Genomic DNA, 22,400 nt, shown 5'->3' on the forward strand with positions numbered 1-22,400 from the left:
TCTACCCTCCTCTCCTGACTTCGTATTTAGAGAGGTCCTGAATTTTCTTGAGAAGCTTTTCGTGATCTTCCCAAACCCCTATACCCTTAAGAGGGTAATCTTTCCTTAGTGGATGCCCAACCCAATTGTCTGGCATAAAAATTCTCCTTAGATTAGGGTGGCCTCTAAATTTTATACCAAACATATCATAGCACTCACATTCGTGCCAATTTGCCCCCTTAAAGATACAGGTTACACTGTTTACTTCCATGTCATCTTCTGGAACCTGAATCTTCACCCTGATCCTATGTTTAAATTTAATAGAATATAGGTTATAAACTACTTCATATCTAACATCCCTTAATTTATAATAATCCACCCCGCACAAGTCGGCTAAGTGATCAAATTTTAAATTTTCGTGTCCTTTTAAAAAAAGAATGACTTCAGTATTATCATCTTTTGGAACATTAATGCTGAGCTGACCAAAATTAATTTCTTCAGATAACACCCTTTCTTTAAATTCTTCTTTCACTATCTTTAAAATCTCTTCTACAGTCATTGCCTCTTCCTCCTATGATACATATCGAATGCACCCTTCTTCCAGTCATAAATATAGCCGGCAATAAGTATTGCTATAAATATCAGTACACTAATCATGGCTACAGAAGAAATGTCGTCAAAATTTATTGCCCAGGGATAAAGAAATGCAATTTCAACGTCAAATACAACAAATAGCATAGCAATAACGTAAAATTTTACTGAAAATCTCTCACCCGTTTCTCCTATCGGATCGTTTCCTGATTCGTATGGTATCAACGATTCAGAATATCTTCTCTTTAATCTAAAAAAACTTCCAAAAACCAAGATCCCAACTGCAAAAAGAAAAGCAGCTATCATCATAAATAAGACTGGTAAGTATCCTGTAGGAACATATGAACCCGGCGTCATGATGCAATCTCCTCATTCTTTTTCTTAATTTCGATTGGTTTCTCATTTCTCTTTTGGGGGGTAAGCATCTTTTCTGGCATTCCAGGTGGCCTCCAAAACTTGTTGAAATAAAATTCTCCAGGATAATTAGCTAAAAACTCATCCCAATTAGAAAGAAGTTTTTCCTTGTTAAACAATAGATCAGACCTTTTATCCCCAAGATATTCGTATTCTTCAGTTAGAACAAGTGCATTTACCGGACAAACCTCCACGCAATAGCCACAATAAATACATCTGGTGGCATCTATAGAATATTCTTTTAATACTCTTGCGTTATTTTCATCTTTGCCCACTTCAATCTTTATGCAATTTGATGGACAGACAGTTTTACACCTCAAGCACATAATACAGCGCTCTTTGAGTTTATCCGGATCTCTTACGAGAGCTTGTCTGCCTCTAAAACCTGGAAATGGTTGTCTCTTTACATGTGGATAAAGCCTAGTAACAGGTTTTTTCAGCATAGTTCTAAAAGTTACAGAAAGACCCCTGAACCATTCTACTAAAAGTACATCTCTAATTAATTTTTGTATCCTCATTTATCCGACTCCCCTAATACAATATCAATAGAACCTATAATTGCGATAATATCTGCTACCATGTGTCCGATGGACAAAACTGGCATTGCAGAAATGTGGACAAAAGAAGGAGTTCTAAGCCTTAATCTGTATGGTTTCCCGGAACCATCGCTTACAACATAAATGCCAAGTTCACCCTTTGGCACCTCTACTGCACTATACAAATCACCAGTATTTATCATCTTTCTTTCTTTTGAGAGAGTAATAAAAGCACTTGCAACGCTTCCAACTGCTTCAATCTGTCTTGGCGGCGTTGGAATTACTAAATCTGGAGTATCGTCGCTAACTGTCTCCCCATCTGGGAGTTGATCTAAAAGTTGTTTTATTATCTCATTAGACTGTCTTAACTCTTCCATCCTGCAAAGATATCTATCGTAAACGTCTCCATTTTTACCTGTTGGAACATAAAATTTTACAAAAGGATACGCATCATAAGGTTGATCCCTTCTAAGGTCATAATCGACTCCTGAACCTCTAAGACAAGGACCGGTAAGACCCCAGTTAAGAGCGTCTTCGGCTGAAATTTGTGCAATGCCAATAGTTCTCTCCATCCATATAGGGTTCTTGGTAAGAAGCGTCTCGTATTCTTGTATCTTTGAAGGAAATACTTTTGTGAATTCTCGCAAACTTTGAACGAATTCAGGGCTAATATCGCATCTTACCCCACCAATCCTCGCAAAATTTGTAAGAAGCCTCGCACCCACAGTCATTTCAAAGAGATCCAAAAGCCATTCTCTTTCCCTAAAGCAATAGGTAAAGATCGTCATTGCTCCTATATCGAGTGCATGAGTAGCAAGCCATAAAAGATGACTACATATCCTTGACATCTCACAGAATATAGTTCTTATAAATTTCGCCCTAATAGGAGCTTCAATCCCAAACAGTTTCTCAATAGCAATAGCATAAGCGGTGTTGTTGGCAGGGCTTGATATATAATCTAATCTGTCCGTAAGAGGAAGTGCTTGAGCATAGGTCTTAGATTCCATTAACTTTTCTATCCCTCTGTGTAAATAACCTATATGAGGTTCCATACCAACTATTTCTTCTCCATCAAGTCTAAGCACTAATCTAAGCACACCGTGAGTTGCAGGGTGCTGAGGACCCATGTTCAGAATCATTTCTTTCGTATCGAGATTATCCTCAATTTCTGGAAGCATACAAACGTTTTGATCAGTCAAAATCTGTTCTTTAATATCTTTTATCTCCATGCTCCCCATACCATCCTTTCCTTCTTTATCTTCTGCTGGAGATATAAAAGAGCATGTAACAGCGCTTCAGGTCTTGGAGGACATCCAGGAAGATACACGTCAACAGGAACAATCTGGTCTACTCCCTGCAAAACTGAATAGGTATTAAAAATTCCCCCACTATTTGCACAACTTCCCATTGATATTACATATCTTGGTTGTGGCATCTGATCATAAACTCTTCTCAAAACTGGAGCCATTTTTAGTGTTACTGTCCCAGCAACAATCATAAGATCTGCTTGTCTGGGCGATGCCCTAAACAGGATACCAAATCTGTCAAGGTCGTTATGCGGTGCACCAACAGCCATCATCTCAATAGCACAACACGCAAGGCCAAAAGTCATAGGCCAGAGGGACGATACCCTTCCCCAGTTAACAACCCAATTAATAGCCTTGTCGATGGGAGAGACAATAGTGTTTAATGCCGGAATTGCTTTTACTCCATCAGCAATTTCTATTTCTCTTTCCTTTACCTCGTTTTCGTTCATATCAACCTCCTTGACAGTTACTAGAAATTAAATACACACAATAAATAGTGCAATAAATAACACTAAGTGATAAAAACTTTAAAATATTAACATTTATAATACTATCATTTTAGAATTATTTTTTCAAAGGTGATATATTCTTCGCAAATTGCTCTCTTTTAATTTGTGATGCCTCACTGGGAGATATGAATTTCAAAGCACCTGTCGTACATCCTGTAACACATGCAGGCTCTAGCCCTTGATCGATTCTATCCTTACAATAGTCACATTTCATAACCTTACCCGTCTCTGAATTCCACTGGGGCACTCCCCAGGGACAGGCAGTAATACAGTTCTTACAACCCACGCATAAATCTTCTTTAACGTAAACAATACCATCTTTTGCTCTTTTTATCATCGCACCAGTGGGACATGCATATACACACCATGGTTTTTCGCAATGAAAACATGGCATAAAAACAAAGTGCATTCGGGGAACTCCTTTTACCACCTGCGGACCGGTTGGAACTATTCTGCACAGTTTTGCACCTTCTGGAGCATTGTTCTTGGTCTTACAGTGAAGTTCACAGGCATAACAGCCTATACACCTTTTCTGATCTTGAAATATATAATACTTTCCCACATTACTCCTCCAAAAATTTTTTATTTAAAAACTACAAGCTCTTTTCTAAATAAAATAGATAATTATTAATAATTATTTCACCTTCTTAACAGAAACTGTACATTCCGTAAATGGGCAGTTTCCGCCAATTGCAACCTTTACAAGTCCCTTTTGAAGTCTTACATCAGACACTCCCTTGCCAAAAGACCTGGTTCTTAAGGGTACATCATCACCAAAGCCATGAAGCATAAAGAGTACATCAGGATGTATATATTTCGTAAGTTTTGCTTTTATATATTGCTTTTCTCCTTCATTTTCTACCTCAAGAAGATCCCCTTCTTTTATTCCAAGTTCTACTGCTCTATCTTCATGTATATATAGATGATTTTCACTCACATACTCGTTTAATAGCCTATTGTTTAAAGTAGTTCTGCCCTGAGTGTGCAAAGCGCACTTACTGGTAACTAATCTAAACCTCCCTGGTTTCAGTTCTATTGGTTTCTCATATGGGATAAAGGAGGGAATACCTACATCTTCTAATTTTTTAGAAATGAATTCTATTTTGCCAGAAGGGGTTTTAAACTTCAAACCATCAACCCTATCCCACATTATAGGCTTATCTACCAGTTCAATGTAGCCTTTTTCATTAAAATCTTCTAATTTGTATCCAGTCCCCTCCAATTGCCAGGCAATTAGCTCTTCTATGCTATTGTAAGGAAAATATTGACCCACTCCAAGTCTGTTTGCAAGTTCTTTGAATATCCACCACCTTGGTCTGGTATCAAACCTTCTTTGAACTGCTGCCTGTCTTAGAATGTAACCTGGCTTTGGACCATTTCTAGCTATAACATGATCCGTTCTCTCAAGATATGTATCTTCCGGCAAAATCACATCAGAGAACCAACCTGTCTCGCTGTAATTTATATCAATAGATACTAATAAATCCAATTTACTAAAAGCGTCTCTAATATAATCTGGATCTGGTAAAGAAGCAAGCGGATCGTGTCTGAATACAATATATGCCCTTACAGGATAAGGCTCATCGGTAAGAAGCACGTGAGCTAACTCCTGAGCTAATCCCCATTGCTCGCTAAGATGGGGATATTTTGTCCCACAACCGTCAAATCTTGGATCCTTTGGCTTTGGGACCTGAGCTAAAAGCGACTTTAGGGGCTTGCCTACAGCTTCAGGACCTTTATTAATAATTAAACCTCCCTTTGCCTCATATGCACCCAGAAGTGCATTAAGAGAACAAATAGCTCGTCTTAAATAAAAATCATTTGAGTACCACGCAGTCATCCAACCAAGGTGAAATATTACAGATGGCTTGGCATTTCCTACATCGTGAGCTAATTTTACAATTTCGGCTGCAGGGATACCAGTCTCATTTTCAGCAAACTCAGGAGTATAGAGCTTTACAAAGTTCGAGAGTTCCTCAAAACCTACGGTCCACCTCTTAACAAAGTCAGCATCATAAAGAGAATCCTTTATAATCACGTGTATTAAGGCTAGAGCTAAAGCATAATCAGTTCCTGGGTTTATCAAAAAAAACCTATCAGCTTTTGCTGCAGTATAGTTCCACCTAACGTCAATTTGAACAAGTTTCCCACCATTTTCAATCATATCTATAACGCTTTTTGCCTCCCCCGTAACAAGAGATTCAAGCAAGTTCCTGCCAAAACTAACTAGATACTTACAATTTTTATAATCATATGTAATACCATTTCTTGCAAGACCCGCTACAGAAAGATGAGCATTGTGAATAGAATTAGAGCATGTTGCATGATGATTAAAGTAATTTGGAGATCCGATTGCAGCAAGAAAAGTTTTTTCAAATTCGGTAATTGCTCCTCCTCTATCAGACAATACAACGCTCTTCGCCCCATATTTATCAATTATATTTTTCAAATTGTCTGCTACATAGTCTAAGGCTTCGTCCCAAGAAACACTTCTCCATTTACCAGACCCTCTTTCTCCGTCACGTATTAAAGGAGTCTGAGGCCTTTCTGTATCATTTAATAGAGCTTTGCCTGCAGCTCCTCTTGGACATAAATGATACCCCCCTAAAAGATAGGGATTCCCCCAGATGTGTTCAACTTCATTTCCATTGACATCAACCACAATAGGGCATCTTCCCGTACACATTGCACAAATACTATAAACCCTCTTGGTACCCATAGTCTCCTCCAAAATAATTTAAGATATTATAAAACAATTTATTTAAAATTGACAGAAAATTTAGACAATGTTTTTTCTTAAGCTATTATATATAATAAGTTACAATTATTAATTAATATATATTAATATTTAAGTGTAACAAAAAATTACTAAAAAGTTTATAAGAATTATTTATTATCAAATTTAAAATAGTGATACGATAAGGAGTTATTATGCCAGAAGCAAGTGGTAAGACATTTGAATTTAAAGACGAATCTCATATTAAAACAGATTTTCTTGAAGGTTTTAGTTTTAGCGCTGAAGAGTATATTAAGATTGAAACTAAAGAATTTAGTGCAGTCTGCCCCTTTAGTGGATTGCCAGATATTGGGCAGTTAATTATTGAATATTTCCCGGATGGAGGAATTTGTGTAGAGCTTAAGAGCTTAAAGTACTACCTCACATCATTTAGAAACGTGGGAATATATCAGGAAGCGGCCACAAAAAGAATATACGAAGATTTAAAAAAGCTTTTAAAAACCGATAGGCTAAAGGTAACACTTATCTATAACACGAGGGGTGGAATAAACACTTTAACAAGTATGGGAAATTTGTAAACAAAAACAATAAATAAAACAAATAATATAATAAATTATTCTAATTTTAACAATAAATTTAAGCAAAAAAATAGGACTGCTCAAGTGTTAAAATAGACTTTAAATTAGAAATTTTTAATTTTGGAAGGGGCTAAAAATGAACATTATTCAGAATTTGATTCAAAATTGGTCCGTGAGAAAAAAACTTCTTTCAATTACTTTGCTCAGCTTTTTAATCTTTGGGCTAACACTTATAACCCTTACTTCATTTCAATTTTTTGATAATGGGCACAAAAATGTCAAAGAAAAGCTTCACTACGCAATGGATGCATCAAATGAACTTTTAAAAAGCTATATGTTAAGTTCAAAAAATATGGCAAAACTTCTTTCGGATAGAGAAAGCGTGATAAAGGGCGTAGAAACAAAAAATTTTGACTTATTAAAAACCGTACTTGTTCCTTACATAAAAGAATATAAAGATTTATATATAGTTGTCACTGACAACAAGGGAAATGTAATAATCAGAGCGCACTCTTTAAATACTCCAACAGGTGATTCCATAGCAAATCAACTAAATATCCAAAAGGCAATTAAAGGAGAAAATACCGTTGGTATTGAAGAAGGGAAGATAGTCAAACTTTCTATTCGTGCAGGTTCTCCAGTGAGAGACAATAGTGGCAACATCATAGGCGCTGTGAGTGCAGGTTATACGATTTTTGACTCTAACAGGCTTGCAAGCGAAATGAAAAAACTACTAAACATAGATACTACGTTTACCTTTGGCAATGAAGTAGTTACTTCAACACTTAACAAGGATTTCAAAGGTCAAAAAATTCCTCAAGACATTTATGACAGGCTAACCAGGGGCGAAAGCTTTATTCAGAGGTTCAATTTTCTTGGTCATGATTATTATAACGTGCTAGTTCCTCTTAAAAACTCAGACAACAAAGTTGTAGGTTCTTATATTCTTTCATATCCGCCTTCTCTTATTGACGGTCCTATTTACAACTCTTTAATAATACAAATAATTACGATTATTATTTGTCTCTTAATCGGTCTTTTGATAATTGGTATAGGAATAGAATTTATCTTGATTAGACCACTTTCAAGAGCAAAGTCTGATATTGACTGTCTTTCCACAGGAGATCTGTGTTCTGATATAAGCGTCTCATCTAAGGATGAAATAGGCCAAATTGCTCAGGCATCTTTAAAACTTAGGGATAATTTCTCTGAAATATTACACGATATAAAAGACGTTTTAAACGATCTGTCGCAGGCCTCAAACAAATTATCAAACCTCTCTTCTGATGCCAGATATGCCTCAAGCGAAAGCGCAAACTATGCAGAAAAAACTGCTCAAAATTCTGAAGAATTGAGCCAAACGTTAGAAAAATTAAATAATCACGTAAATATTTTGCTTGGCGCTATAGAATCAATTGCAAAAGGCGCTGAAGACCAAGCAAATTCAGCTTCAAGCGTAGCTGAAAAAATGGGCAAAATTTCAGAAAACGCTCAAATTCTGCTCAAGATTACTAAAGGAGTAGGATCTCTTGCAACAGAAGCTGAAGAGAAATCAAAAATGGGATCTTTACTAATAGAACAAAACGATTCTTCATCCTTACAAATTTTAAACTCTGTTGAAGACCTTTCAAAGACTATTCTATCTCTCTCAGAGAGATCAAACGATATAGTAAAAATAGTAGATATCATATCCCAAATTTCCGAGCAAACAAATCTCTTGGCCTTAAATGCTGCAATTGAAGCAGCAAGAGCTGGCGATGCAGGAAGAGGTTTTGCAGTAGTAGCAGATGAAGTAAGAAAGCTAGCCGAAGAATCTCAAAGAGCAGCTAAAAATATTGGAGAACTGATAGAACAAACCAGAAAAGAGACGACGTTGGCTTCAGATGCAATGAAGGCCACCCTCGAAGAGGTAAAAAAGGGTAGAAATATAACTAAAGATTCAAAAGAAGCGTTTGAACAGATAAGCCAAAATATCGAAAGGTTGCTTAAAGAAATACAATCGGCTCAAAGCAACGTAGCCAAAGTTGAAGAAGATATTAGAAGTATAGAAACCAATATCAGTAACCTTGCGGCCCTTTCACAAGAATATACCGCTAGCACTCAAGAAATGAACGCCTCCACAGCGGAGCTAAAAAAAGATATAGATGGTCTCTCAGAGATTGCAAAGGAAGGTTCAATTGCAGCCAGTGAAGAATCCGCTCTTGCAAAGGAGTTGAGTTCTATGATGGGAGATGTAGAAAGCATTTCAAAGAAATTAAACACTAACGTAGAAAAACTAACCGAAAAAACCTCAAAATTTAAAATATTTTAAAATATAATTAACTAATTTTTTAAAAAACCATTGCCTAGCAGTACCTAAGTATTAAGAACAGACGTTGGGCAATGGTTTTTTGTATATTTTTATTATTAGAAAATTTCGTATAAAATAAGTTATTATTTAAACATTCAAATTATTAAGGAGGTTCTAATGAGCATACTTGAAATCATAAAATCAAGAAGGTCTGTTAGAAAATATAAAGATAAAAATGTAGAACCAGAAAAGATAGATCGTCTAATAGAAGCTGCTATATGGGCTCCAAGCGCTATGAATTCCCAACCATGGGCTTTTACAGTAATTCAAGATCGATCAACTCTAAAAGTTTTATCAGATAATTCAAAAAAATTTCTTATTGAAAATATGAATAAGTTTAAGGTCCTTGAAAAGTATAAATCTATGTTAGAAAAGGATGACTACAATATTTTTTATAATGCACCAGCTTTAATAACTATTTATGCCAAAAGTTATGGCCTATATCCCAAAGAGGATTGCGCACTTGCAGCAGAAAACCTTATGCTTGAAGCTCACGCTATTGGCCTTGGAACCTGCTGGATAGGATTTGCAAGAGAGTATATGGATCTGGAAGAAACAAAAACAAAGTTCAATGTGCCCTTAGACTATAGCGTTGTAGCGCCTATAATTGTAGGATATCCGGAAATATTACCAGCTCATGGTACAAGAAATAGTCCTATAATACTTTATAGAAAATAAAAATTAAGGAGGAAAGATATGAACTGTAAGTTAGCAGATTCACTATACGATATTGGAGCATTAGACTGGGAGATAAGAGATTTTCATGGAGTATATACTCCGCAGGGCAGCAAGTACAATTCATTTCTTCTCCTAGACGAAAAGATTGCCATTATAGATAGCGTAAAAGAGTGCTACGGCAAAGAAGCAATATGCAAAATAAAAGAAATAATAAAAGAAAGAGACGTAGACTATCTTGTATCTTTACACACAGAACCAGATCATGCGGGATCAATAATAGAGTATTTTAAAGAGTTCAAAAATATTAAATTAGTATGCCTAGAAAAGAATTATGAGTTTATAAAAAATTTTTTGCCAGATCTTGACGATTCAAAAATTTTAGTCCTAAAATCTGGAGAAAGTTTGTCGCTTGGTGAAAAAACCCTAATCCTAAAATCTCTTCCAATGACCCACTGGCCTGATACCACAAGCGTTTACGTTCCAGAAAAGGGTTGGCTTTTTACTTCAGACTTCTTCGGGAGCCTTATCTCTATCTCAAGGCCATTTTACGATCAACTACAGTCAGACATATATCCTTTTATAAGAGACTATTTTGCTTTCTTAATGAGACCATTTGAATCGCTTACAAAAAAGGCTCTTGACTACTATAAATCCCTTAATCCTACCATGATACTGCCTGCACACGGGCCGTTTTATAGAAAACCAGAAGACATAAAATATATTTTTGAGATTACTGAGAAATTAATAAACGACCCAACAGAAAACAAGGTGATAATTGTTTATACAACCATGTGGCACACAACCGAAAAGATGGCAAAACTAATTTCTGAAGGAGCAGGATGCAAAGATGATTGTGAAGTAAAGGTTTTTGACCTAAGAATAGATCCTGTTTCTGTCATTATGGGAGAAATTATGACGTGTAAAGCCTTTGCTATAGGCTCACCAACAGTTTATAACGGAGTATTTCCGAACATATTGCCATTGCTGAGATTAATGAGGCTTCTTAGACTAAAAGGCAAAAAAGCAGTCATATTTGGCTCCTACGGTTGGTCCGGAGGTGCCGTGAAAGAAATAGAAGAAGCCATAAAGCCTCTTGGTGTAGAAGTGATAGAAAAAATTGAAACAAGATTTTCTTTAAAGCCAGAAGAGATAAAAAAGTGCCTGGAAGTTGGCAAAATGCTGTCTGAGTTATAACCATGAAAAGAACACAGAGAAAAATAGAATTATACGATACAACTTTAAGAGACGGTGCTCAACGGGAAGGAATATCTCTAACTCTAGAGGACAAATTAAAAATAGTTAAGAGATTAGATGATTTTGGTATAGATTATATCGAAGCAGGCTGGCCAGGATCTAATCCAAAAGATGAAAAATTTTTTGAACAGGCAAGGGACTTAAAACTTAACTTTTCTAAACTGGTTGCCTTTGGTTCAACTAGAAAGGCAAATACGTCTACAGAAAGTGATAAAAATGTAATATCACTTTTGAACGCCAATACAAATGTCATCACAATATTTGGAAAATCCTGGGATCTTCACGTTAAAGAAGCCTTAAAAACCACTCTTGATGAAAACTTAAATATGGTCTCAGATACAATATCATATCTTAATTCAAAAGGAAAATCAGTCTTCTTCGACGCAGAACATTTTTTCGACGGCTTCAAAAATAATAAAGAGTATGCGCTTGCAGTCCTAAAAAGGGCAAAAGATGCAAAAGCAAAAAGAATAATTCTGGCAGACACAAATGGTGGCACTTTGCCAGATGAAATTAGAGAAATAATAAGAGAAGTAAAATCTTATTTAGGTAAAAATGCTATTCTTGGGATTCACTGTCACAATGACAGCGAGCTTGCTGTAGCAAATTCAATTGTAGCTGTACAAGAAGGGATATTACAGGTTCAGGGTACAATAAATGGTTTTGGAGAAAGAGCAGGTAATGCAAATCTTTGCTCTTTAATTCCAATCTTACAGCTAAAAATGAAAATTCCTCTCTTTGAAGAGGAAAAACTAAAGGCTCTAACTCCTCTTTCTAGATTTATAGACGAGATAGCCAATATAACGCCGAATGATCATCAGCCATTTGTAGGAAAATCGGTGTTTGCTCACAAGGGAGGCATACATGTAAGTGCAGTACTATCAAATCCTAAGACTTACGAACACATAGATCCCGAATTAATTGGGAACAAAAGAAGGGTAGTAATTTCTGAACTTTCAGGCACCAGCAACATAATATTCAAGGCAAAGGAAATGGGAATAGATTTAAACAAAAACAGACCTGAAACAAGAAAGATATTATCAACTATTAAAGAACTTGAAAACCAAGGATATCAATTTGAAGCAGCTGAGGCGTCTTTTGAGATACTCTTGTGGAAGGGCCTTTGCAAAACTGATGAATTATTCGATCTTATATATTGGAAAACAACAGTAGAATATAATGAAAGGCTAAAGGAAATTTATGCAGAAGCAGTAATAAAGTTAATTGTGGAAGGCAAAATTAGCCACAGCGTCGGGGATGGAAACGGACCAGTTAATGCAATGGACAAGGCCCTTAGATCAGCTTTATCTAATCATTTTCCATCTCTTGAAAAGATACACCTATCTGATTATAGAGTCCGAGTTCTCGGAGGAAGTTCTGGCACTGGAGCAGGGGTAAGAGTTTTAATAGATCATACAGACTCAGAAGAAACCTGGACAACGCTTGGAGTATCAAGCAATGTTATTGAAGCAAGCTACATTGCTCTGGTAGACGGCATAGAGTATGGATTGAGAAAGGAAAAGATAAGAAAGGACCTAAAAGAAATATCTAAAAAATTCCAATGAAAAATAGATTTTTGTTTTTCTCTACTATTGGAGAACTCTTTCTTCTTGCTGTAAGCGTTTTTATTTTGAAAAAATTCCAACAGATGCCAGATTTTTACATTGATTCACTAGGAATTTACACCTCTGTGTTAGTCGGGGTTCTGGTTTTTTTATTGGGTTTTTATATTTCAAAAGTTTTTTTGTTTGCAAAAAGAATAGACCAAGTGTTATACATCAATGTATTTAAACAAGCCAGCATTTTAGAAATGTTTTACATATCAGTTCTTAGCGCCTTTTCTGAAGAGATGTTTTTCAGGGGTCTAATGCAGGAGTTTCTTGGGATATATGCAGCGTCTATTTTCTTTGGGATACTACATACCCCTGAAATAAGTATTAAAGGTTTGTTTTATGCAATTTACATTTCTTTTATCGGCTTCATTTTAGGAGTGCTCTATACCCAACAGAGCAGTATACTTGCCCCAATGATCGCCCACTTTATAATAAACTTCTTAGGAATCATCCATTTAACTCTTTATAACAAGTTTTTAAAAGGGAAAGACTAATTTCTATCTTCATGTTAGAAATTATTAAAAAGGCAAAGGTAGTTTAATTAAAATATATAAACAATTCTTATAAAAGGTTTATAAGAATTTATTCAAAATTCAAAATTTTTTGATATAATACTTTCTGGGTTCCCCCCACAGCACGGCCATGAAGGTAAGACTTACTTCATGGCCTCTTTCATTGTAAGAAATTTATAAAATCCTTAATAATCCTAATATTATCTCTACGAATATTAAGACAACAATTGTAATTTCCAAAAAGTTTGCAATCTTTTGAAAAAAGTCTTCACGTAAAAGCTGATATATGTCTGAAAGAGTCTTAAGATTTCTCTCTAGAGAATTTTCCCACTCTGACACGTGAAGCTTCAATCCTAGAGATTTATAAATTCTTGCAAGATATAAATCTCCTATCAACTTTAGAGCATTATCTAGCCTTTCTCTATTAAGTGAAACATTTAAGAAGAAAAGGCTTATTTCTTTTATTGGCGGAAGAAAAATTGATTTTTTCTCAATTATTGATTCGAAGTAGTCCAAACTTTTATCAAGTATTCTATCTAACGCTCTAATTTGAGCTAATTCAACCTGACTAAATTCAATAATCTCTAAAATATCTTCATAGTCAGCATCGATAACAAAAGAAGCATTGTAATCTATGATAACCATATCAAATTCATAGTAACTAAGAACTATCTGAGTAGCTTCATCTATTTCCATCTGAGAAAGATTTTCCTTTTCCATTCTAAGTATATGCGCTAGAGTTTCTCTATTTTTTTTAAGAAATTCATAAGGTTTAGAATTAATCTCATCAGTTTGAAATACTATGTAGTCTTCATAAATTAGTTCGTCAAAAGGCTTTTTTAGAGTCTTGGCCAAATAATTTTTAAGTTCAGATACATAACTTAAAACTTTTTCTTCAAGATTGCTATCAAAGAGATCTGAAGAAATATGCTTTAAATTCACGAATTCAGTCTTACCGTTCCACAAAAGCGAGATTGACACTGCTCCAAAATCAAAAATTTTAAGATTTATATTTGATGGATAAAAATCATCAATGATGTCAAAGTCAAAAGGGATATCTAAATTTACAGTAATAGGGGGAGTTTCATATTGAAGCCTTTTGGGAGTGGATTTCGATCTCCTAAAATTAACCCTTTTTGAAGCATTAAGAAGATTTTGCGCAAGCGCAAGGTTTATTTCTTCAGCTATGTAAAAAGAATAGATTGAAAATATTTTTCCCCTGAATTCCATGATCTGATTTTACTACTAAAATTAAACAAAACAAATATGAAAATAAATTTTATTAAATTCGAAAAACAAAGAAAAAATATATCGTTAAAATTTTAATTGACAACCTCAAAATTCTTTACATCAATTTCGTTATAAAAAGTATATTTTCCAACCTGCTTGATATTATAGTATCTTCCACTTAATTTCAAAATATCATTATTTTTTATTGGAAGCCATCCAAAAGAAAAGCAATTATAAAAGTTACCATTCTTTGTCTTTATCTTAAAAGTGGTATACTTATTTCCCATTCTTGATGTTCTAAACTTTACATCATATACCCTCCCCTTAACTTTAATATTTCTGAATTCTTCTAAACGTTTAGTATTTTCATAAGTATTTTTGGGATAATTATTGTACTTTTGGTAAAAATTAGTTCTATCATTACTAAAACTTCTATAAAAGAACAAGCCTACCAAAAGAAATAAGATAGTCAGTATCCAAAAAATTCTTTTATTTTTTAAAAAAGGCATTTAATTTCCCCCAAATATTTTTTAAAATATAATTCTAAAGTTTCGTTTTATTTTAATGCCAAAAGAAAGATACACCGCTTAATGTAAGAATAACACAAATAATATTATTATTTTTTTAGATTCTTTTAAAAATTATAGACAGGAGTCTAATTCAATTTTAATTTGAAAAAAGTATATTTTCTTGTTAAAATATAATAACTGAAAAGTAGGAGAAATTGTCTTGAAATATATATTTTTTATCGTGTTGTTAATCGGAATCTTAGCTTTATCTGGATGCGGCCAAAGGGTTGAACAAAAGGAAACTATAAGAAACGAAAGTGAAAATCAACTAATAGGCAAATTAGCTCCAAACTTCAAACTTAAGGATATGGCTGGTTTTGAAGTAAATTTATCGCAGTATAGAGGAAAACCATTATTACTGGTTTTTTGGGCAACATGGTGTCCACATTGCAGAGTAGAGATGCCGCAAATCAACAAATTATATAAATCATTTAAAGAAGATGTGCTGGTATTTGGAATTAATGAAGAAGACGAAGAAAGTAGAATTTTGAAGTTTATGAGCGATTATCCTTTATCGTTTCCTATACTTCCCGACAAAAACGGTGAAGTGGCAAGATTATATAAAGTTAATTCAATTCCTGCAGTATTTTTTATAGATCCGTCAGGAGTTATAAGGAATGTCGATGTTGGCGAAACAAGTATAACTACTATTGAAAATTGGTTAAAACCATATGTAAAGGAGGTAAGATCAAATGGGAGATCAAATTAAAACCTTCTTACTACTTGGATTGCTAAGCGTTATTTTGATTAGTATGGGAGGCTTAATAGGCGGAAAGGGTGGCCTTTTAATAGCTTTTTTAATCGCATTAAGTATGAACTTTATCTCTTACTGGTTTTCTGACAAAATTGTTTTAAAAATGACTGGTGCCAGAGAAGTCTCAAGGGATGAAGCACCAATACTTCACGATATTGTCGAAGAACTTGCATACAGAGCAAATATCCCAAAACCAAAAGTATATATTACCAATGACCCTTCGCCTAATGCCTTTGCAACTGGCAGGGATCCTGAACACTCAGCAGTAGCAGTAACCAGTGGCATACTAAAAATTCTTGATGCAAGGGAATTAAAAGGCGTTTTAGGACACGAAATTGGACACATAAAGCACAGAGATATCTTAATATCCAGTCTGGCAGCTGTACTGGCTTCTACAATAACCTTTGTAGCAGATATGGCACGATGGGCAATGTTTTTTGGCATTGATAGAGAAAGAGATGATAACAATAATCCTATAGCTCTTGTAGGAAGCATATTAATGCTAATACTTGCCCCAATCGCAGCTATGCTCATTCAATTTGCTATTTCAAGATCTAGAGAATTTCTTGCTGATGAAGAGGGAGCAAAGCTCTCACGCGATCCTGATGCTTTAGCCGATGCATTAGAAAAATTACATAGAGGAGTAGAATTAATCCCATCAGATGTCTCTCCTGCTCTCTCTCATATGTATATAGTAAATCCTTTAAAAGGTGATTTTATTGCTAACCTGTTCAGTACTCACCCCCCTTTTGAAGAGAGAATAAGAAGGCTAAGAAATATGAGAATTTACTAGTTTTTATAATTTAAAGCTAATATCTTATTTAAGGAGATTAATTTTGGATCAGGAAAAAATAAAAAAAGCAGTTTACGATATATTGATAGCAATTGGGGAGGATCCAAACAGAGAAGGGTTGAAGGACACGCCTGAGAGAATAGCAAGGATGTATGAGGAAATATTTTCAGGTATAAACGAAGACCCACTTTCAGTGCTCAACGTTGAATATCACGAAAATACTGATGAAATGGTATTAATAAAAGATATACCATTTTATTCAATATGTGAACACCATCTTATTCCTTTTATTGGCAGGGCTCACGTCGCCTATCTTCCAAAAGACGGCAGGGTTGTAGGGCTTTCTAAAATTGCAAGAGTTGTAGATATACTATCAAAAAAGCCTCAACTTCAAGAAAGGTTAACATCAGACATTGCCAAAACAATAATGAAAGGGCTTAACCCTTTAGGAGTAGCAGTCGTAGTAGAAGCCGAACATCTTTGCATGAGCATGAGAGGAATAAAAAAACCAGGACACACTACTGTTACTTCTGCTTTAAGAGGCGCATTTAAGGCCTCTTCTTCAACGAGATCTGAAGTGCTTAGCCTGATCTTCGGGAGACTTATATGATATTTAAAGCACGTAACAAAAGTTTTGATTTGAAAAAAACTATTATCTTTGGGATTTTAAACGTAACACCTGATTCATTTTATGACGGCGGCAGGTGGTTTAACCCTGATAATGCAATAAAAAGAGCCTTCGAAATGATTGAAGAAGGTGCAGATATAATTGATTTAGGCGGAGAATCTACAAGACCTTTTACAGATCCTACACCGTTAGATGTAGAATTAGAGAGAATCCTGCCCGTTTTAAAAGAACTGGTCAAAAATAATATAAGCGTTTCGGTTGACACTTACAAACCAGAAGTAGCGAAAATTGCTCTAGAAGAAGGTGCTATTGTAATCAATGATGTCTTTGGTCTCAGATCTAAAGGTATGCTAGAGATAATTTCTACATTTAATCCTAAGCCTGGCATAATCATAATGCACATGAAAAAAAACCCTAAAGAGATGCAGGTTAATCCTGAGTATAACAATATCTTTAGCGAAATCTCAGAATTTTTACACACTCAAGCAAAAAAGGCTATAAAAGCTGGTTTTACAAAAGAGAACATACTTTTAGATGTTGGCCTTGGCTTTGGAAAAAGTTTTGAGGATAATTTAAAACTATGTTCAAATTACGAAAGGTTTTTAGAAGACAATTTTCTCCACATCATAGGTCCTTCCAGAAAAAGTTTTACGGGACTTGTTTCAAATGGCGTTCCTACTGAGGATAGACTACCAGCAACTATTAGCTTATCTAGTATATGTGTTTACAAAGGGGTACATGCACTTAGAGTTCACGATGTAAAGGAAATAAGACTTGCTTGTGATATGGCTGAAGAAATGAGAAAAATATCTATTTAATGCCATTTGCCTATTTATCTCTTGGATCGAATATTGGGTATAGAAAGGAGTATTTTAAGAAAGCAATAAAGTTTTTAAGAAAAAGCTGTTGTGAGGTTGTAACCATTTCACACACATACACTACAGATCCTCTAGAAATTACCAATCAACCATACTTTACAAACTGTTTAATAATAGTTAAAACAAAGCTGTCACCTATGTCACTCCTTTATTTGTGCAAACATATAGAAAAGGAAATAGGCAGGTTTAAGACATTCAGATATGGTCCGAGAGTTATTGACATTGATATATTAAGTTATAATTATTGTATGGGAAATACTGATATGATAAAAACATTAAATTTTTCTTATAGCATAGTGAGCAAAGAGTTGACCATTCCACACCCAAAGAATGTGGAAAGGGGTTATATTAATGTTTTATTTAATGATGTTCTAGGAAATCCTTATAAGAAATTACAAGGAGTAAATAGAGGGGATAAAATTGGCCACAGAGCTAGTAGAAGTTAAAGTTTTGGGTGTAACAATTGATCCTACCAATAATCAAACTGTTGTAATATTAAAAGAAATTGACTCAGACAGGGTTTTGCCAATTTGGGTAGGACCGTTTGAAGCCGGAGCAATTGCTATGGCGATAGAAGGGATAAAACCACCAAGACCCATAGCTTACGATCTTATGAGCGATATCTTACAAATATTTGATTTAAACGTAGTAAAGGTAATTATAGAATCTTTAAAAGATGGTGTCTTTTATGCTCAGATAGTAATTTCTCAAAATGACAGGGAAGAATATTTAGATTGTAGACCATCAGATTCTATTGCAATTGCAGTGAGACTGCTTGCCCCCATATACGTCAAAAGAGACCTTTTTGAATCTTCATCAGTAAGCTTTATAAAGAAAGAAATAAATGACGAGGAGGAAGAAACAAAAAAATTTAAAGATTTCATAAAAAATCTAAAACCTTCCGATTTCAAATGGCATTAAAATGCGTTAAATATGCCATTGTAAGTGCTGTTATATTATGTATATTATGTTTGATCCTTTTCTTGAACACTGATAATATAAAGAGGACTTTTATATATCCTACTATAAGTTCAAATTTACCAGAAGGAACAAACTTCCAATCAGCCGACATCGGTTTAAACAAAATTATAATTCATAACGTAAATATTAACGATGACTTTAAAGCAAAAAAGGTTTATATAAGTTTTTCTATTTCACTGATGCCTTTTAAAATAGTCCCAACTGAAGTTAAAATATACGATGCTTCATTGAATGTAATATTTACTAAAGATAAAGGTTTTTCTTTACCTGAGGATGTTTTAAAAGCACTTACCCCAAAGGAGGGGACTCCACCTGCTAATTTTATATTAGATTTTTATAACTCTACATTGGTTATTAAAAACAGCTCGATAATACTTCCTATAAATGCAATTGGTTTTGTTGAAAATAATTCATTAAATCTTAAAACAGTTTCAAATTCAAATTATGGGGATATAAATTGTACAGTAAAAATTGATCCTGATAAAAAAGAATTCATATTCGATGCTCACAACGTAGAAGCTAAAGAACTGTTACAGTTTATTAACCTTGATAAAAGAGTAACAATAAAATCGGGTAAAATTTCAGCAAAGGGTAGCTTTATATTAGAAAAAGATATCCCATTGACAAACATCTACATCTCTTCAGAAAACTTAACAACAGAAGCAAACAATCATGTTTTTGCTGGTCCTATTAATCTATATATCAACTATCCTAATTTAAATTTAAATTATTTTTCAAAGGAATCTGATTTTGGACCAATAAAAATAAGCCTCATATACAATTTAGAATCTGATGGCACTGCTCAAATATTTTTGCCTGAATACCCTTTAAAAGAGCTTGACTGTACTGTAAGCGCCTACTTATATACAAATAGCATTAACTCACCATATTTTTATGGTAGGTTTAATGCTAATAATATGTCATTTAATAATATTGAGTTAAAGGATGTAAGTGGTGAAATCAACACAGACGGATATTCTTCGCATGGCACACTGGAGGCCACACTCTATGATTATCCAATATCCGGAGGATATGCCATTAGTGGCGACAAATTCGCATTTGTAGGTAATTATAGAAATATTAACTTTACCCTTCACAAAATAAACAACCTGGCACAAGTCCAGGGCGATTTTTTATTCAATTATAGGCAGATTCCTTTTAACTCGATTATTAACTTATCAAAAAATCCTATAGACTTTTCAGGAACAATAGGATCGGGAAATCTTTCAGGAAGTATTGTAAAAAACACACTTTTATCAAAGGTAGAGTTAAATCTTAAAGACTTTCTTGACATAGAAAGCGGCCATGCAAAACTCAATATAAATTATTCTTCAAACACTGGTTTAAATTCAAAGGTTAACTTTGCAATGCTAACAAGATATGGGGCTTACTTGAAGGGAATAGGATCTGTTTCAGCCAGAAATCTTAGCAACATGGAATTCGACTTTTCTTTATTTTCTGGCACAAATGAAGCCAATATAAAAGGCAATCAGAATAAATTTATCGCAAGTGGTAAGGATATTTCTATTGACGCATTATATCAACTATCTCCTTTTACATTTGAAGAGGGAAGGTTAATTAAAAAACCAAATTTAAATTTTTTATACAACATTGGAACAATAAGAGGCTTTCCACGACCCCCCTCAAACAAAATCCTGTATCAGGTATATTCAATAGATTTAAACAATGGTACTACAATACTCTCGCCTGAATCATATCTCTCATTTTATCAAAGTATTATAAAAAGCATAAAACCCTATCAACCACCTGTTTATCTAAAAGGCACTACATCATTTGAGATAAGTTACGACAATGGAAATTGGAAGGGAGAAACAAGTATAAAAAATTTTTATTCAAATTTTTATTCATTTTCCAAAGCAAAAGTAAGATTTCATGGCAATAACAATGAATTTTTTATTGACTATGCTGATATCTACAAGGACTCTGGAGAATTAAGTTTTTCAGGCTTTATAACTCCTGTTTTAAATATTAGTGGAAGAACAAAGAATTATCCGATAGAATTTGAAGGTTTTAATTTACTAGCCGACTCTACATTTAATTTCTATCATTCAGAATCGTCAACTAAAGGTGCAATAAATCTTAATTCTAATAACATCTCTTACAACGGGAAAAGTGGCGGAAAACTATCTATGGATGTTTCTTTAAATTATCCTTTTCTAAAAGTAAACAATCTCTCACTTGAACACGATGGGCACACAGCAACTCTTAAAGGTACGCTCCCCATGAACAAAAAAGCACTCAAAAGTAATGAGACCACTGACTTAAAGCTTTCAATATCAAATTCAAGCATTGCCTTGCTTTCCTTTTTGTTGCCAAAAAATATGTCTATAAAATCAAGTGAAGGAAGTATAGATCTTAAGGTATCTGGCAGTTTTGATTCACCAACTCTTAGTGGGAACGCCAACATACCTAATATGACAATACTTGTAAACAATCAAGAGATTAAATTAAAAGATTTCAATGCAAAGCTTACTGGCGATGAAATAAATCTAGCAGGATATCTTATTGAAAACGGTGGCATTGCAAGTTTAGAGGGTCATATAAACGGCACATCAAAAAATCTTGATATAACTATTTTAGGGAAGAACTTTAATGCAAATTTTGGAAAAACTTATAATGGTTTAGCAGATTTTTATTTAAATCTAGGTGGAAGTATTTTTGACCCGGTCTTAAAAGGTAATATTAATTTAATAAAGGGCCATATGGGTTTTCCAAACAACAGTGCCTCTGTTTTACCAAATATTAAATTGAATCTTAACATAAATATTGGACGAGATGTTGATCTTCGAAATGATTTTTATACCCTATATCCTTCTGGAAGTGTCAAAGTAGAAGGTACTTTAAACAACCCGATTATATTCGCAGATCTAAACATCAATTCAGGGAGAATTTCTGTTTTTGATCAACCATTCCAAATTACAAGAGGTAATATTAAATATACGCCTCTTGCTCACACTGTAAATATTTTGGCCCAAAGCAGCATATCAGAATACAAGGTATATCTTACGGTAAGCGGACAATTAGAGAATCCAAAGCTTTCCTTCTCGTCAGTTCCAGAATTAAGCGAATCCCAGATAATAGCATTAATTGGTACCGGCAAAAACCCGGTTACTTATGCCTCAACTGTAGCAGCAATGTCGCCAATAACCGCCGTATCACAAGCTCAGGGAATATTATTTGAACCTATAAAACAGGCATTAGGATTATCCCGATTATCCTTTGGGATGTCTGTTGATGGCAAACCAGAAATCACAGTTTCAAAATCCTGGAATAAAAAAATTTCAACCTCTGTTACCTACACGCTTGGGACAAAACCTCAGGCCACCTATCAAGCTGATCTACAACTCTCAAAAGCTACATCCCTTGTTATAAGGAATTCGATAACAGACAACATATCGTTCAATAGAGGCACCTTTGTGGGTTTATATTACAGATTTAGATTTTAAAACTTTACAGAAACTTGAGATAATTTAATTTATCCCTTAAGC

General features: G+C 34.3%; 22 protein-coding genes. 13 read left to right on the top strand and 9 right to left on the bottom strand.

Features of this window, described 5'->3' with window-relative positions; translation table 11 throughout:
• Position 1 precedes the first annotated feature (1 nt).
• From TDSAC_RS08475 to TDSAC_RS08505, 7 genes are all read right to left on the bottom strand, one after another.
• Positions 2–538, bottom strand: a complete 537-nt coding sequence (locus TDSAC_RS08475) for an NADH-quinone oxidoreductase subunit C (RefSeq protein ID WP_108310047.1) — start codon at positions 536–538, stop codon at positions 2–4.
• Complete coding sequence (locus TDSAC_RS08480; RefSeq protein WP_108310049.1) at positions 535–927, bottom strand: NADH-quinone oxidoreductase subunit A; 393 nt, start codon at positions 925–927, stop codon at positions 535–537. The genes TDSAC_RS08475 and TDSAC_RS08480 overlap by 4 nt, the downstream gene beginning before the upstream one ends.
• Entirely contained in the window at positions 924–1,502 is a 579-nt protein-coding gene (gene nuoI, locus TDSAC_RS08485) for an NADH-quinone oxidoreductase subunit NuoI (RefSeq protein ID WP_108310051.1), read from the bottom strand. The genes TDSAC_RS08480 and nuoI overlap by 4 nt, the downstream gene beginning before the upstream one ends.
• Complete coding sequence (locus TDSAC_RS08490) at positions 1,499–2,758, bottom strand: NADH-quinone oxidoreductase subunit D (RefSeq protein ID WP_108310054.1); 1,260 nt, start codon at positions 2,756–2,758, stop codon at positions 1,499–1,501. Before TDSAC_RS08490 ends, nuoI begins: the two co-directional genes overlap by 4 nt.
• Positions 2,740–3,276: an NADH-quinone oxidoreductase subunit B gene (locus TDSAC_RS08495; protein ID WP_108310060.1), complete on the bottom strand. Its 537-nt coding sequence runs from the start codon at positions 3,274–3,276 to the stop codon at positions 2,740–2,742. The genes TDSAC_RS08490 and TDSAC_RS08495 overlap by 19 nt, the downstream gene beginning before the upstream one ends.
• A gap of 115 nt (positions 3,277–3,391) precedes the next feature.
• A complete protein-coding gene (locus TDSAC_RS08500) occupies positions 3,392–3,898 on the bottom strand; it encodes a 4Fe-4S dicluster domain-containing protein (RefSeq protein WP_108310062.1) in 507 nt (168 codons plus the stop codon).
• A 72-nt stretch (positions 3,899–3,970) separates the two neighbouring features.
• Positions 3,971–6,055 carry a molybdopterin-dependent oxidoreductase gene (locus TDSAC_RS08505; protein WP_108310064.1) on the bottom strand — a complete coding sequence of 695 codons (2,085 nt, stop codon included), beginning with the start codon at positions 6,053–6,055 and terminating at the stop codon, positions 3,971–3,973.
• Positions 6,056–6,267: 212 nt separating this feature from the next.
• Between TDSAC_RS08505 and queF the strand changes: the two genes are divergently transcribed.
• From queF to TDSAC_RS08535, 6 genes are all read left to right on the top strand, one after another.
• Positions 6,268–6,651 (top strand): preQ(1) synthase, encoded by a 384-nt coding sequence (gene queF, locus TDSAC_RS08510; protein ID WP_108310066.1) that lies wholly within the window; start codon positions 6,268–6,270, stop codon positions 6,649–6,651.
• 136 nt (positions 6,652–6,787) lie between these two features.
• Complete coding sequence (locus TDSAC_RS08515) at positions 6,788–8,962, top strand: methyl-accepting chemotaxis protein (protein WP_108310068.1); 2,175 nt, start codon at positions 6,788–6,790, stop codon at positions 8,960–8,962.
• Between the two features lie 156 nt (positions 8,963–9,118).
• Complete coding sequence (locus TDSAC_RS08520; RefSeq protein ID WP_108310070.1) at positions 9,119–9,679, top strand: nitroreductase; 561 nt, start codon at positions 9,119–9,121, stop codon at positions 9,677–9,679.
• An 18-nt stretch (positions 9,680–9,697) separates the two neighbouring features.
• Positions 9,698–10,873, top strand: coding sequence for an FprA family A-type flavoprotein (locus TDSAC_RS08525; protein WP_108310072.1), 1,176 nt, complete (start codon positions 9,698–9,700; stop codon positions 10,871–10,873).
• A gap of 2 nt (positions 10,874–10,875) precedes the next feature.
• On the top strand, positions 10,876–12,498 hold the full coding sequence (cimA, locus tag TDSAC_RS08530) for a citramalate synthase (protein WP_108310074.1): 1,623 nt from the start codon (positions 10,876–10,878) through the stop codon (positions 12,496–12,498).
• On the top strand, positions 12,495–13,040 hold the full coding sequence (locus tag TDSAC_RS08535) for a CPBP family intramembrane glutamic endopeptidase (RefSeq protein ID WP_108310077.1): 546 nt from the start codon (positions 12,495–12,497) through the stop codon (positions 13,038–13,040). Before cimA ends, TDSAC_RS08535 begins: the two co-directional genes overlap by 4 nt.
• A 192-nt stretch (positions 13,041–13,232) precedes the next feature.
• Here the strand turns inward: TDSAC_RS08535 and TDSAC_RS08540 are convergent, their stop codons facing one another.
• A complete protein-coding gene (locus tag TDSAC_RS08540; RefSeq protein ID WP_108310079.1) occupies positions 13,233–14,288 on the bottom strand; it encodes a hypothetical protein in 1,056 nt (351 codons plus the stop codon).
• A 92-nt stretch (positions 14,289–14,380) separates the two neighbouring features.
• Positions 14,381–14,797 (bottom strand): hypothetical protein, encoded by a 417-nt coding sequence (locus TDSAC_RS08545; RefSeq protein ID WP_108310081.1) that lies wholly within the window; start codon positions 14,795–14,797, stop codon positions 14,381–14,383.
• A gap of 220 nt (positions 14,798–15,017) precedes the next feature.
• Between TDSAC_RS08545 and TDSAC_RS08550 the strand changes: the two genes are divergently transcribed.
• The 7 genes from TDSAC_RS08550 (at position 15,018) to TDSAC_RS08580 (ending at position 22,358) form a co-directional block, all read left to right on the top strand.
• On the top strand, positions 15,018–15,566 hold the full coding sequence (locus TDSAC_RS08550) for a TlpA family protein disulfide reductase (protein ID WP_199919792.1): 549 nt from the start codon (positions 15,018–15,020) through the stop codon (positions 15,564–15,566).
• The gene (locus TDSAC_RS08555; protein WP_108310086.1) at positions 15,550–16,404 is read left to right on the top strand and encodes a zinc metalloprotease HtpX; all 855 of its coding nucleotides are present in this window, start codon (positions 15,550–15,552) and stop codon (positions 16,402–16,404) included. Before TDSAC_RS08550 ends, TDSAC_RS08555 begins: the two co-directional genes overlap by 17 nt.
• Before the next feature lie 40 nt (positions 16,405–16,444).
• Entirely contained in the window at positions 16,445–17,014 is a 570-nt protein-coding gene (gene folE / locus TDSAC_RS08560; RefSeq protein ID WP_108310088.1) for a GTP cyclohydrolase I FolE, read from the top strand.
• Positions 17,011–17,850, top strand: coding sequence for a dihydropteroate synthase (folP, locus tag TDSAC_RS08565; RefSeq protein WP_108310090.1), 840 nt, complete (start codon positions 17,011–17,013; stop codon positions 17,848–17,850). Before folE ends, folP begins: the two co-directional genes overlap by 4 nt.
• Positions 17,850–18,356: a 2-amino-4-hydroxy-6-hydroxymethyldihydropteridine diphosphokinase gene (folK, locus tag TDSAC_RS08570; RefSeq protein ID WP_108310092.1), complete on the top strand. Its 507-nt coding sequence runs from the start codon at positions 17,850–17,852 to the stop codon at positions 18,354–18,356. The genes folP and folK overlap by 1 nt, the downstream gene beginning before the upstream one ends.
• Complete coding sequence (locus TDSAC_RS08575) at positions 18,331–18,831, top strand: bifunctional nuclease family protein (RefSeq protein ID WP_199919793.1); 501 nt, start codon at positions 18,331–18,333, stop codon at positions 18,829–18,831. The genes folK and TDSAC_RS08575 overlap by 26 nt, the downstream gene beginning before the upstream one ends.
• A 62-nt stretch (positions 18,832–18,893) precedes the next feature.
• Complete coding sequence (locus TDSAC_RS08580) at positions 18,894–22,358, top strand: translocation/assembly module TamB domain-containing protein (RefSeq protein WP_199919794.1); 3,465 nt, start codon at positions 18,894–18,896, stop codon at positions 22,356–22,358.
• Positions 22,359–22,400: the final 42 nt, after the last annotated feature.

The sequence above is a fragment of the Thermodesulfobium acidiphilum genome, from assembly GCF_003057965.1.
Classification (GTDB): domain Bacteria; phylum Thermodesulfobiota; class Thermodesulfobiia; order Thermodesulfobiales; family Thermodesulfobiaceae; genus Thermodesulfobium; species Thermodesulfobium acidiphilum.